Below are 13,915 nucleotides of genomic sequence, written 5' to 3' on the forward strand. Positions count from 1 at the left end.
ATCAAACCGCCTTTAAAGTGTAACTGACTCTTGGAAACTAGTTAAGCTTCACAAACAAGTTATTACATTTTCTTGAAGATTAGTGAACCGTTTGTACCACCAAAACCGAATGAGTTACAGATTGCGTATTCCATATCTGTTACTTTACGAGCTGTGTGTGGAACAAGGTCAATATCTAAACCTTCTTCAGGATCATCAAGGTTGATTGTTGGTGGAACGATTTGATCAACCAAAGACATCGCTGTGATGATTGCTTCAACAGAACCTGCAGCACCTAAAAGGTGACCAGTCATTGATTTTGTTGAAGATACTAAAACTTGCTTAGAGCCAGCTTCACCAAGAGCACGTTTAATACCTTTAATTTCAGCTACATCACCAGCAGGAGTAGACGTACCGTGTGCATTTACGTAACCGATTTGTTCACCAGTTACGCCAGCATCACGCATCGCAGCTTCCATCGCTAACGCACCACCAGAACCATCTGGCGTTGGCGAAGTCATATGGTAAGCATCACCACTCATACCAAAACCTACAAGTTCACAGTAGATCTTAGCACCACGAGCTTTAGCGTGTTCATACTCTTCAAGAACCATCATGCCAGCACCATCACCTAGAACAAAACCATCACGGTTTTTGTCCCAAGGACGAGATGCGCCTTGAGGGTTTTCATTATTTGTAGATAGTGCTTTTGCTGCACCAAAACCACCCATACCTAGCTCTGTAGATGCTTTCTCAGCACCACCAGCTAGCATTGCATCAGCATCACCATAAGCGATCATACGTGCAGCATGACCAATATTATGAAGACCTGTAGTACAAGCAGTTGAAATTGCGATATTTGGACCACGTAAACCACGAATAATCGACATATGACCTGCGATCATATTAACGATTGTAGAAGGCACGAAAAACGGGCTGATCTTACGAGGACCTTTTTCACTGAATGCTTTGTAGCCAGCTTCAATTAAGCCAAGGCCACCAATACCTGAACCAATTGCTGCACCGATACGGTGAGCATTTTCTTCAGTAACTTTAAAACCCGAGTCATCTAATGCCTGAATGCCAGCAGCTACGCCGTATTGGATAAATAAATCCATCTTACGAGCGTCTTTCTTAGACATGTACTCTTCAGCATTAAAGTCTTGAACTAGACCTGCAAAACGAGTAGTAAACTCAGTGGTGTCAAAGTGTTCGATATTAACGATACCGCTTTGGCCTGCTAACAGCGCTTTCCAAGATGCTTCAACAGTGTTACCCACCGGTGTTAGCATACCCATGCCTGTAACAACTACACGACGTTTGGACACGATATATTTCTCCGGAATTAATTGAAATTAGATAGGGATTTGTTGCGTATAAAAACTCAGGCGGTCAAGATGACCGCCTGGAGGGTATTTCTTACTGTGCGCTAGTTACGTAGTCGATAGCAGCTTGAACAGTAGTGATCTTCTCAGCTTCTTCATCTGGAATCTCAGTATCAAACTCTTCTTCTAGAGCCATTACTAGCTCAACTGTGTCTAGTGAGTCTGCACCTAGGTCATCAACAAATGATGCTTCGTTTTTAACTTCAGCTTCATCCACACCTAGTTGTTCAACGATGATTTTCTTTACGCGTTCTTCAAGATTACTCATTTTTTATTTTCCTAATTACAGATTCGCTGATTTGCGATACTTGCTGTATTTTATTCATTAATAAGAAAGTTGCAAGGCCAACATTGCTGGTCAAACCACGATTTTCGTGATTTTTAGTGCAATTTTGACTCAGAATTGACCTAAGTCACCCTTAAATCAATTCTATGAATTAAACCATGTACATGCCGCCATTTACGTGCAGTGTTTCGCCCGTAATGTATGCCGCTTCCGGAGAGGCCAAAAATACCACCGCTGATGCGATTTCTTTTGGATCACCTAGACGTCCAGCTGGTACCGCTGATAGTGTTGCAGCTCGTTGGTCATCATTCAAGGCTTTTGTCATATCTGTTTCAATAAAACCTGGTGCAACAGTATTTACTGTTACGCCACGTGAAGCAACTTCACGAGCCATAGACTTAGTAAAACCAATTACGCCTGCTTTTGCAGCTGCATAGTTAGTTTGACCAGCGTTACCCATTGTACCAACAACAGAACCAACGTTAATGATACGACCGTTACGCTTCTTCATCATGCCACGAAGAACCGCTTTTGATAAACGGAAAATAGACGTTAAGTTAGTATCCATGATATCTGTCCACTCATCGTCTTTCATACGCATAAGTAGGTTATCACGAGTAATACCCGCATTATTTACCAAGATATCAATCGCACCAAACTCATCGTTAATGCTTTTTAGTACAGACTCAATCGACTCTACATCAGTTACATTTAAAGCAAGACCTTTACCGTTCTCACCTAGGTATTCACTGATTGCTGCAGCGCCACCTTCAGACGTCGCTGTACCAATCACTGTTGCGCCACGAGATACAAGTAGTTCAGCGATTGAACGACCAATACCACGGCTTGCACCAGTAACTAAGGCAATTTTGCCTTCTAGATTCATCATTTTATTTTCCCTTTAATTACTTAGCAGCTTCAAGTGAAGCAGCATCATTTACCGCTGCTGCGCTAAGTGACTTAACGATGCGTTTCGTTAGACCAGTTAATACTTTACCTGGACCAACTTCGTATAACGTTTCAACGCCTTGTTCTGCCATTTTTTCAACAACTTCAGTCCAACGAACTGGGCCGTATAATTGACGAACTAGTGCATCTTTGATTTTTGCAGGATCAGTTTCTGCAATAACATCAACATTATTAATTACTGGTAATGTTGGTGTGTTGAATTCAATATTTTCTAATGCAACAGCCAATTTATCTGCTGCTGGTTTCATTAGTGCACAGTGTGAAGGTACTGATACAGGTAAAGGAAGAGCACGTTTTGCACCCGCTTCTTTACATAATACGCCTGCACGATCAACTGCATCTTTGTTACCAGCGATAACCACTTGGCCTGGAGAGTTAAAGTTTACAGGTGAAACTACTTCACCTTGTGCCGCTTCTTCACATGCTTTAGCAATTGATTCATTATCTAAACCAATAATTGCATACATTGCACCAACATCTGCAGGAACCGCTTCTTGCATTAATTGGCCACGCAATTCTACTAATTTAATCGCTTCTTTAAAGTCAATGACACCCGCACAAACAAGCGCTGAATATTCACCAAGGCTATGACCAGCTAATACTGATGGTTGAGCCAAACCTTGTTCTTGCCATACACGCCATAATGCAACAGATGTTGCTAACAATGCAGGCTGCGTACGGAAAGTTTGATTTAAATCTTCTGCTGGTCCATTTTGAACTAAAGACCATAAGTCATAACCTAATGCGTCAGATGCTTCTGCAAATGTTTGAGTTACCACTTCGTGTTGCTCACCTAATTCAGCAAGCATGCCAACAGCTTGAGAGCCTTGGCCTGGAAAAACGATAGCAAAATTGCTCATGAATATTATTTCCTTTAAATAAGCTTATTTAAGAGGGTTAACCACACATAGGGTTAACCTCTAAATTTAAAACTTAACCAGAGCCGAGCCCCAAGTAAACCCACCACCAAATGCTTCAAGTAGTAAAGTTTGACCTCGTTGAATTCGGCCATCACGTACTGCTTCATCTAACGCTGTAGGAACAGTCGCAGCTGAAGTGTTACCGTGGCGGTCTAGAGTTACAACAACTTGATCCATCGACATTGATAGTTTCTTTGCTGTCGCTTTAATAATTCGTAAGTTAGCTTGATGAGGAACCAACCAATCAAGTTCAGATTTATCCATCTGATTTTCTTGAAGTGTTTCTTTTACCAAGTTAGACAGTTGAGTTACTGCTACTTTAAATACTTCATTACCAGCCATATATAGCCACTTGTCTGCTTCTTCATTCTTACGAGAAGGAACAGGTAATGAAAGTAATTCACCAAACTTACCATCAGCATGTAAATGTGTTGAGATAATGCCAGGTTCTTCACTTTGCCCTAAGACAACAGCGCCTGCACCATCACCAAATAAAATGATAGTTGAGCGGTCTTCTGGATCACAAGTATGAGAAACAGCATCAGAACCAATAACAAGCACGTTCTTTGCCATGCCAGTTTTAATGTGTTGGTCTGCAACGCTTAATGCATAAACAAAACCTGAACATGCTGCTGATAAATCAAATGCAGGACAGCCTTGAATACCTAATAAACCTTGAACTTCACACGCTGCAGATGGAAATGAGTACGTAGGCGTACTTGTTGCCAAAATAATAAGATCAATATCGTTCTTATCAATACCAGCCATTTCAATTGCATTTACAGAAGCAAGGTGAGCCATTGTAGCTACCGATTCATCTTCACCAGCAATGCGACGTTCACTAATACCAGTTCGAGCTAAGATCCACTCATCACTAGTATCGACCATTTTTTCTAAATCCGCATTTGAGCGAATTTGTGCTGGTAAATAGCTACCAGTACCTAAAATTTTGCTATACATGAAGACTAATAATGCCTCTCGAGTAAAACTGCCTCCAAGCGATCACTAATACGGTTAGGTATTTGTCGCTTGACCTCATGAACCGCTTCCTTGATGGCATTGTTAAAGGCAGATACATCTGCGCTTCCATGACTTTTAACAACAATGCCGCGCAATCCTATCAGACTTGCGCCGTTATACTGGTCGGGTTCAGCCCTTTTAAGCAAGAAATGACATCACCAAAGAGCCATTTCGCTATAAATTGTTTAAATTTTGATGTGATCAGGTGTGATTTTAGTTGATCTAAAAATAAATGCGCTACACCTTCACTTGTTTTCAAGCAAACATTCCCAACAAAGCCATCACACACTACTACATCTGCAATGCCTTGATAAAGCTTATCACCTTCAATATAGCCGATAAATTCAATATCTTGGCATTGATTTAACATTTCAGCGCAACGTTTAATCTGATCGTTACCCTTAATCTCTTCTTCACCAATATTTAATAATGCGACTTTAGCTTTACGTTTCAATGTTTGCTCAGCTAATTCTGAACCCATTACTGCGAACTGAAAAAGGGTTTCAGCATCGCACGAAACATTAGCACCAAGATCTAACATCCAAGTTCTTTGATTATTTTTAGTTGGTAAAGGGCTAATTAGCGCAGGACGTTCGACACCAGGAAGAAGCTTTAATGTAAATCGAGATAATCCCATCAGCGCACCTGTATTGCCGGCACTAATGCACGCATCAGCTTCTTTATTTGCGACCATGTCAATGGCCATTCGCATTGAGCTTCCGCGACTGTGACGTAGGGCTTTTGAAGGTTGTGTGTTATTGCCTATAACGCTCTCGCTATGAACAATAGAAAATCTTGAGTTGGGGATATAATTTAGATGTGTCAGTTGTGTAGAAATCGCGTCACGATCTCCAATAACTGTAATTTTTAGCTCTGGGAATTGTGACAATGCCTGCACGGCGGCAGGCACTGTAACTTGGGGACCGAAATCCCCACCCATCGCATCAATTGCAATGGTTAGCTGCTGCAAAGCGTCAACCTTACTTGTTGATTACCTTGCGGCCACGGTAGTAACCGTCAGCTGTAACGTTGTGACGAAGGTGAGTTTCGCCACTTGTTGCGTCTACAGATACTGCACTTGTAGTTAGTGCATCGTGTGAACGACGCATGCCACGCATTGAACGTGATTTCTTGCTCTTTTGTACGGCCATGGACCCTACTCCTCAATTACTGTTGTTTTAAAGATTTTAAAACATCAAACGGATTCGGTTTCTCTTCCTCTTCAGGAATTTCGCCAAATACCAAATTGTTAGATTTGACCTGACAATCTTCAATGTCATGCATAGCGACTTGCGGCAACGCTAGAATAAACTCGTCAGTTACCAGCTCAACGAGATCGACTTCACCAAACTCATTTAAATCTACAAGCTCATAGTCCTCAGGAACTAAAGCTGCCTTCTCTTCGCTTAAAAAAGGCGTGTAGGTAAATGATACGCTTAGATGATGTTCGAAATTTTCATTACAGCGTTGACATTCCAACAACACATCGACGTCAGCTTTACCAGAGATAACGGCTAGTCGTTGTTCGTCAACTTTAAATGACAAAGTGACTTCAGCATCACTTTTCACATCTACAGTAGATTCAGCTAAACGCTTTAAAATACTAGACTGGATGATTCCATCGTAGTCCATTCTTTTTTGAGCAGTTCGAGCAGCATCAACTGTTCGTGGTAATTTTACCTTTTGCATAGGGCGCGCATCTTATCTTTCTAAAGCCTTCGAGTCAAAGAAAAATGGCACAAATTTATGCTTTTTTTCTTCCCAGTTGCTATTTCAGCAGAGTTGCTAATAATAAACGAAAAATTTGAGAAGAAGAACCCATTATGCAATCAAAACTTATTCTTGCCTCTACATCCCCATTCCGTAAAGAGATCTTGTCAAAGATCCAACTGGATTTTGATGCAATTTCACCCGTTTGTGATGAAACTCCGCTGAAAAATGAATCACCTATCAATTTAGTGACTCGTTTAGCAGAGACAAAAGCAAATTCATGTGGCATTGAAGATCCAAATTATTTGATAATTGGATCCGACCAAGTTTGTGTCATTAACGAAAAAATTATCGGTAAACCACTTACTCGTGAAAAAGCAGTACAACAACTCGAAGAAGCAAGTGGTCAGAAAATCACATTTTATACAGGCCTTTCCGTATTTAATACCACAACCAAACAAGCAGAAACCATCTGTGAAGAGTTCAATGTTTATTTCAGAAAACTAAGCCGTCAACAAATTGAAAACTATGTAGACAAAGAAGAACCGTTTTATTGTGCTGGCAGTTTTAAATGTGAAGGTTTAGGTATTGCTTTATTTGAGAAGTTAGAAGGAAAAGATCCAAATACGCTAATTGGATTACCGCTAATCTCGCTTATCGATATGTTAGAGAAACAAGGCCTTAACGTTTTGTAATTAATAAAAAAAGCGATAAGTAACAATCTACTTATCGCTTCTAGCATTTCAATTAATTCTATTAAACTTACATCGTTAGATTAATTTTTACTGCGTAAGCCTTTTAATACTCGTTCTAATTTTGCTTCCATTGGTGCACTAATATCCATTAACTCTTCCGTTGCTGGATGAGTGAACTTGATGTTTGCAGCATGCAAAAATAGACGGTCTAAACCAAATTGGCCTGTATACGCATCAAATCGACGATCACCATAACGGTCATCCCAACCAATTGGGTGTCCCGTATATTGCGTATGAACACGAATTTGGTGCGTACGACCTGTAATTGGACTTGCTTGAATAAGTGTTGCTTGTTCGAATTTCTCAAGCACCTTAAATCGAGTCTCAGATGGTTTTCCGTTTGGATTGACACGAACAATACTATTCACTTCGTTTTTTAGTAGTGGAGCATTAACAACCTTGCAGCTGTTCTTCCATTGTCCCATCACTAGTGCAAAGTAATATTTTTGTACCGTTTTATTTCTAAACTGTTCTTGAAGTCGACGTAGAGCTGAGCGTTTCTTCGCAACCAATAAGATACCAGACGTATCACGGTCAATTCGGTGTACTAATTCTAAAAAACGAGCATCAGGTCGCAAAGCTCGTAATGCTTCGATCGCACCAAATTTTAAACCGCTACCACCGTGCACCGCTGTACCTGATGGTTTATTTAAAATTAATACATGATCATCTTCATAAATAATACAATGTTCAAGCTCTGCTACTTTGCCTAATTTTACATTAGGAAGATCTGGTGCAGTTGATTCCGGCACTTTTACTGGAGGGATACGAACTACGTCCCCTTCTTGCAGTTTATATTCAGGCTTAATACGTTTTTTATTTACGCGCACTTCTCCCTTACGCACGATTCGATAAATCATACTTTTAGGGACATTTTTTAAGCGGGCAAGAAGAAAATTATCGATTCGTTGCCCTGCAAAATCGTCATCAATATCGACGAATTGCACTTTTGGTTTATCATCATTCATTGGGGCATTCTACTGCTATATTCTCATTTGATGAAATTTTTTTAACTCAGATCTAAATAATGAAGATTGCTGCGATTTCATCTGACTGTTATAGTTGCACTCTGAAATTAGCCCAGATGGCTATTTCTTCACCTTGGTGAGCATAAAAGCACCAACACGAACTAAAAATATACTGCTCAAACGCAGTGATGCAGCAATTGGCGTAAGACATCTGTACTGCTTTGAGTTTTTTTGCTTGTTATGCCTAAACCATTTTTGATGTTTTAACGACCGTGAATTATTGCGGATCAGCACTGTTAATTAATGGTGTTGATGTGGATTGTGCCCTAGAGCATCCCTGAGTTCCAGCCGTGAGGCTGCACATGTAATCAGCCTTGGGATCTGGCACCATTTAAAATGGATTAAGATACACAAGCTCGACAATTTGTAATGAGTATTCACTAATGAAAAGAATGTTGATTAACGCAACCCAAAAGGAAGAGTTGCGCGTCGCATTAGTTGATGGCCAACGCCTTTTCGATCTCGATATCGAAAGTCCTGGTCACGAATCTAAAAAAGCTAATATTTATAAAGGCAAAATCACACGTATCGAACCAAGCTTGGAAGCAGCTTTTGTTGATTACGGCGCTGATCGCCATGGTTTCCTTCCCCTTAAGGAAATCGCAAAAGAATATTTCCCACAAGGCTACACATATCAAGGTCGTCCAAACATTAAGGACGTTTTGAAAGAAGGCCAAGAAGTTATTGTTCAAGTTGAAAAAGAAGAGCGCGGAAACAAAGGCGCAGCTTTAACAACGTTCATCTCTCTTGCTGGTAGTTACCTTGTTCTTATGCCAAACAACCCTCGTGCAGGCGGTATTTCTCGTCGTATCGAAGGTGAAGAGCGCACTCAATTAAAAGCAGCATTAAGCACATTAGAACTACCTCAAGGTATGGGACTAATTGTACGTACTGCAGGTGTTGGCAAATCAGCTGAAGAACTTGAGTGGGATTTAAATGTTCTACTGAACCACTGGGAAGCGGTTAAACACGCTTCTGAATCAAACCAAGCTCCATTCCTAATTCACCAAGAAAGTAACGTAATTGTTCGCGCAATTCGTGATTACTTACGTCGTGATATTGGTGAAATCTTAATTGATAGCCCGAAAATCTTTGATCGTGCTCGTCAACATATTCAACTTATTCGTCCAGATTTCTTATCTCGCGTTAAGCTGTATGAAGGCGAAGTTCCTCTGTTTAGTCACTACCAAATCGAAAGCCAAATTGAATCGGCATTTGAGCGTGAAGTTCGCCTTCCATCTGGTGGCTCTATTGTTATTGACCCAACAGAAGCTTTAACATCAATTGATATCAACTCTGCTCGTGCAACGAAAGGCGGTGATATTGAAGAAACGGCACTAAATACTAACCTTGAAGCTGCTGACGAAATCGCACGTCAATTACGTTTACGTGACTTAGGTGGTTTAGTAGTTATCGACTTTATCGACATGACGCCAGTTCGTCACCAACGTGAAGTTGAAAACCGTATGCGTGAAGCCGTTCGTATGGATCGTGCTCGTGTTCAAATTGGTCGTATTTCTCGTTTCGGTCTTCTAGAAATGTCTCGCCAACGCTTAAGCCCGTCTTTAGCAGAAGCAAGCCACCATATTTGTCCTCGTTGTACGGGTACTGGTGTGGTTCGTGATAACGAATCTCTAGCACTGTCTGTTCTACGTTTAATTGAAGAAGAATCATTAAAAGACAATACAACACAAGTTCTTGCTGTTGTGCCTGTTTCTATTGCTTCTTATTTATTAAATGAAAAACGTCGTTCAGTTCAACACATTGAAAAATTCCATGATGTTCGCGTAATTATTGTTCCTAACTCTGATATGGAAACGCCTCACTTTGAAGTGATCCGTATCCGTGATGGTGAAGAGCAAGAGATGCTGTCTTACCTTCTTCCTAAGAAGCTAGAAGCGCTACGTGAAGCTGAATCAAAAGAAGCTCCAGTTGTAAATATTGCTCCTAAGAAACGTGAAGAACCTGTTCTTCAAGGTTTCAGTGCACCAACTCAGGCTGCGCCAGTTGCTAAAGCACAACCAGAGAAAAAAGCAGAAGCAAAAACTGAAGAAAAACCTGGCATTATTAGCCGTTTCTTCAAAGCAATTGCTAACTTCTTCTCAGCTCCTGAAGTATCAGAGAAAACTGAAAAGAAAGTTGAAGAAGAGAAACCAGCTCAACCTCAACGTCGTAATCAAAATCGCAATAATGACCGTCGCCGTAATAACGAAAATGGTCGTAATAACCGCAACAATCGTCGTAATGGTAACGATAACCGTAACGAAAACCGTCGTGGTAAAAAGCAAGACGATGCGAATGCAACAACAACAGGTAAGCAAGCTAAAGCAAATGATAATAAGCCAACTAAACAGCCTAAAGTACGCAAAGAAATTGCAGAACAAGGTCTTAAATTAGCGGCTGATGCTCAACAAGCTCCTGCACAAAACACTGAAAAGCAAACTGAAAAACGTGAAAAAACGGCTCAAGTAAAACAGCGTCGTCAACGTCGTCAATTGCAGAAAAAGTACGTACAGGTAAAGCGGTTGAAGCTGAAAATGATGCAGTTGTAGCAGCACAAGTTGAAGCTCAACAATCAAACACTGAAGTAAATACTGAGAAAAACACTGAGCGTAAAGAAGGCCAACGTCGTAACCGTCGTTCACCTCGTCACCTTCGTGCAAGCGGTCAACGTCGCCGTCGTCGCGATCGTCGCCCTGTAAACCCTTCTCGTTTATCTTCTGGTGTTGCATCACCTGAAATGGCAATGGGCAAAGCTTATCCTGATTTCGCGCGTATTCTGGAAATGAAGCAAGCGAAACAACGCCAACAAGAGAAATTCGTAGATAACGAAACTCAAGCGGCTCAAGATAAAGCACCAAAAGTTAACGTTCAAATCGGTGGCGTTGCTTTCCCTGAAATGGCCATGGGTAAAGTATTACTTCCTTATGTTGAAGCATCTGTTGCTCCGATTAAAGAAGCGGTACAAGCACCTGTTGTTGAAGAAGTGAAAGAGACAACTCCAGCACCAGTTGAAGTTGCTGTGACTGAAGCTCCAATTGCTACTCCTGTAGTAAACGTCGTAGCAGAAACACCTGTTGAACCAGCGGTAGCAGAAGTAAATGAAGTTGCTGTTGCTGAAGCTGCTGTAAAACCCGTTGTTGAAGTTGAAGAAGTACAACCTATTGTTGAAACTAAGGTTGCTCCAAAAACTCAATACAAGGGACATGCTTCTTCTGGTATGACAAAAGCAACAGGTCCAACAGAGATTAAAGAAATCACTGTGACTGCTGCTGAGTTCAGAGCAGAACGCTTTACTCCAAAACAAGCGGGTAGCCAAACAGCCACTTCTCAAGCAAGTGCTGCGATGGCAAAAACTGCCGGTTTATAATTTTTTAGGCAAACGCCTTTAAAACAAATAACCAATAAAATTAAGCAAGTTACGTTTCGACGTAACTTGCTTTTTTTATATCTAATTCCGAATAAACATTGAAGTTCATCACGCTTTTCTGTACGATTCGCCGCACACTATGCTTGAAAAACAACCAAAGAAGATATCTAAAAAACATGTTTGAATTTCCAAAATTTTCTAATCATTCTGTAAAGAATGATGTCTTATCAGGTCTAACCGTTGCGCTAGCCTTGGTACCTGAAGCTGTAGCTTTTGCCTTTGTTGCAGGTGTTGACCCAATGGTAGGCTTATATGCTGCCTTCATCGTAGGTTTAATTACTTCTCTTATTGGCGGTCGTCCAGGTATGATCTCTGGTGCAACGGGTGCTATGGCTGTGGTAATGGTTAGCTTAGTTTCTGTTCACGGCGTTCAATACCTTTTTGCAGCCATTATGCTCGCCGGTATTCTTCAAATTTCAGCTGGTTTATTTAAGCTTGGTAAATTCATTCGTATCGTGCCTCACCCTGTAATGATCGGATTTGTAAACGGCCTTGCTATTGTTATCTTCCTTGCTCAACTTGGTCAGTTTAAAGCGCCCGATGCATTAGGTAATCTGGATTGGCTTCAAGGCGATCAAATGATGTTAATGCTTGGTCTTGTTGCTGTAACTATGGCTATCATTCATTTCTTACCAAAGTTAACAACTGCAGTTCCATCTTCATTGGTTGCTATTATTGTTGTTACAGGCTTAGTGCAAGGTTTAGATTTAGACACTCGTACTGTAGTAGATTTTCTACGTACAATGAGTGGTAATGATTCAGCAACACTAGCAGGCTCTTTACCAACATTTGCATTACCGGTTGTTCCTCTGTCATTAGAAACACTTTACATCATCTTCCCATATGCGCTTATCTTAGCGGCAATTGGTCTTATCGAATCCCTTCTAACACTAACGGTAATTGATGAGATGACAGGTACTCGTGGTCAATCAAATCGTGAGTGTGTTGGTCAAGGTGTTGCAAACGTAACATGTTCTGTATTTGGCGCTATGGGCGGCTGTGCAATGATTGGTCAATCAATGATTAACGTAAACTCTGGTGGTCGTGGTCGTTTATCTGGCATCGTAGCTGCTGTAATGCTGTTAGTCTTCATCCTATTTGCTTCTTCACTAATTGAGATGATCCCTCTAGCTGCTCTTGTTGGTGTTATGTTCATGGTAGTTATTGGTACATTTGAATGGGCAACATTCAAACTGGCACGTCGTGTACCAAAACAAGACTTCTTCGTGATTGTACTTGTAACCGTTGTTACTGTGTTTACTGACCTTGCTGTAGCAGTAGCTGTTGGTGTTATTGCATCAGCACTTATGTTTGCATGGCAACACGCTAAACACATCTTCTCTACAAACTCTGTAAACGAAGAAGGTTCTAAAGTTTATGAGATTAATGGTCCAATTTTCTTTGGTTCAGCAGCAAACTTCTTAGAGTTATTCGACGTTGAAAATGATCCTCAAGATATCATTATTGACTTCGCAGCATCACGTGTTGTTGACCATTCAGCTATTGAAGCCGTTGATACTATCGCTGAGCGTTACTCTAAAGCAGGTAAAAAAGTACATCTTCGTCACTTAAGCCAAGATTGCCATGCTCTTCTAAACAAAGCAGGTAGCTTAGTTGAAATCAATGTACAAGAAGACCCTATCTATAAAGTTGTGAGCCAATAAATAGGCACATAGCTCAAATTTATTGATAGACTTTAAAAATCCCGATATGGTTCTCCTGTCGGGATTTTTATATTCACCTTTCTTTTAATGGAATAAAACATGACTGAACAAGATAAAAAAGACGAACGTTATAAACAGCGACAAGAAAAAATTAAAAACAACGTTGATAAACGTGTGGCCGAGGCTCAAGAAGAAAAAGGTCTACTCTTGATCATTACAGGGAATGGTAAAGGAAAAACCACATCAGGCTTTGGTACTGTCGCTAGAGCGGTTGGTCATGGACTTAATTGCATAGTTGCTCAATTTATCAAAGGCACTTGGGATTGCGGTGAACGAAACTTATTAGAAATGCATAACGTGCCATTCTATGTAATGAAAACTGGCTTTACTTGGAATACTCAAGATAAAGAATCAGATACAAAAGCAGCTCAAGCCGTATGGGCAGAATGTAAAAAAGCGCTCGAAGATGAGTCTATCGATTTAGTCTTGCTTGATGAAATGACGTATATGGTCACCTATGGCTATATTGATTTGGAAGAAGTAAAAACAGCGCTATCTAATCGCCCTAAAATGCAATCTGTCGTAATTACAGGCGAGCAGCCCATCGTGAGTTAATTGAAATGGCAGATACCGTTTCTGAAGTGCGAAGTGTTAAACATGCATTCGATTCAGGTATTAAGGCGTTAAAAGGCATTGATTGGTAATGCCTAAAACAAAAATGGCCTACTCTCTTAATGATGTAGGCCATTTCTTTATATGATGCTATAAA

At 40.6% G+C, this 13,915-nt stretch carries 10 protein-coding genes and 3 pseudogenes; 4 read left to right on the forward strand and 9 right to left on the reverse strand.

Annotated features, from left to right (window positions below):
- Window positions 1-62 precede the first annotated feature (62 nt).
- The 8 genes and pseudogenes from fabF to yceD all read right to left on the reverse strand — a co-directional run bounded on the left by fabF (window position 63) and on the right by yceD (window position 6,248).
- Window positions 63-1,307, reverse strand: coding sequence for a beta-ketoacyl-ACP synthase II (gene fabF, locus AAFX60_009745; protein ID XDF77009.1), 1,245 nt, complete (start codon window positions 1,305-1,307; stop codon window positions 63-65).
- A gap of 91 nt (window positions 1,308-1,398) precedes the next feature.
- Window positions 1,399-1,632, reverse strand: a complete 234-nt coding sequence (acpP, locus tag AAFX60_009750) for an acyl carrier protein (protein ID XDF77010.1) — start codon at window positions 1,630-1,632, stop codon at window positions 1,399-1,401.
- A gap of 169 nt (window positions 1,633-1,801) precedes the next feature.
- Window positions 1,802-2,536, reverse strand: coding sequence for a 3-oxoacyl-ACP reductase FabG (gene fabG, locus AAFX60_009755; GenBank protein XDF78918.1), 735 nt, complete (start codon window positions 2,534-2,536; stop codon window positions 1,802-1,804).
- Between the two features lie 19 nt (window positions 2,537-2,555).
- Window positions 2,556-3,479: an ACP S-malonyltransferase gene (gene fabD, locus AAFX60_009760; GenBank protein ID XDF77011.1), complete on the reverse strand. Its 924-nt coding sequence runs from the start codon at window positions 3,477-3,479 to the stop codon at window positions 2,556-2,558.
- Between the two features lie 66 nt (window positions 3,480-3,545).
- Window positions 3,546-4,499 (reverse strand): beta-ketoacyl-ACP synthase III, encoded by a 954-nt coding sequence (locus AAFX60_009765; protein ID XDF77012.1) that lies wholly within the window; start codon window positions 4,497-4,499, stop codon window positions 3,546-3,548.
- 5 nt (window positions 4,500-4,504) lie between these two features.
- Window positions 4,505-5,529: pseudogene (gene plsX / locus AAFX60_009770) on the reverse strand (phosphate acyltransferase PlsX).
- 10 nt (window positions 5,530-5,539) lie between these two features.
- On the reverse strand, window positions 5,540-5,710 hold the full coding sequence (gene rpmF, locus AAFX60_009775; protein ID XDF77013.1) for a 50S ribosomal protein L32: 171 nt from the start codon (window positions 5,708-5,710) through the stop codon (window positions 5,540-5,542).
- A gap of 16 nt (window positions 5,711-5,726) precedes the next feature.
- Window positions 5,727-6,248, reverse strand: a complete 522-nt coding sequence (gene yceD / locus AAFX60_009780; protein ID XDF77014.1) for a 23S rRNA accumulation protein YceD — start codon at window positions 6,246-6,248, stop codon at window positions 5,727-5,729.
- Between the two features lie 134 nt (window positions 6,249-6,382).
- Between yceD and AAFX60_009785 the strand changes: the two genes are divergently transcribed.
- Window positions 6,383-6,964, forward strand: coding sequence for a Maf family protein (locus AAFX60_009785; GenBank protein XDF77015.1), 582 nt, complete (start codon window positions 6,383-6,385; stop codon window positions 6,962-6,964).
- An 80-nt stretch (window positions 6,965-7,044) separates the two neighbouring features.
- Here AAFX60_009785 and rluC read toward each other — a convergent pair whose 3' ends face one another.
- Window positions 7,045-7,992, reverse strand: coding sequence for a 23S rRNA pseudouridine(955/2504/2580) synthase RluC (gene rluC / locus AAFX60_009790; GenBank protein ID XDF77016.1), 948 nt, complete (start codon window positions 7,990-7,992; stop codon window positions 7,045-7,047).
- A gap of 443 nt (window positions 7,993-8,435) precedes the next feature.
- On the opposite strand from rluC, the pseudogene rne reads away from it, so the two are divergent.
- The 3 genes and pseudogenes from rne (at window position 8,436) to cobO (ending at window position 13,850) form a co-directional block, all read left to right on the forward strand.
- Window positions 8,436-11,422, forward strand: a pseudogene (rne, locus tag AAFX60_009795) (ribonuclease E).
- 176 nt (window positions 11,423-11,598) lie between these two features.
- Entirely contained in the window at window positions 11,599-13,146 is a 1,548-nt protein-coding gene (locus AAFX60_009800) for a SulP family inorganic anion transporter (GenBank protein ID XDF77017.1), read from the forward strand.
- A 99-nt stretch (window positions 13,147-13,245) separates the two neighbouring features.
- Window positions 13,246-13,850 (forward strand): annotated as a pseudogene (gene cobO, locus AAFX60_009805) (cob(I)yrinic acid a,c-diamide adenosyltransferase).
- Window positions 13,851-13,915 lie beyond the last annotated feature (65 nt).

This window comes from Aliivibrio fischeri (assembly GCA_038993745.2).
Classification (GTDB): Bacteria; Pseudomonadota; Gammaproteobacteria; order Enterobacterales; family Vibrionaceae; genus Aliivibrio; species Aliivibrio fischeri_B.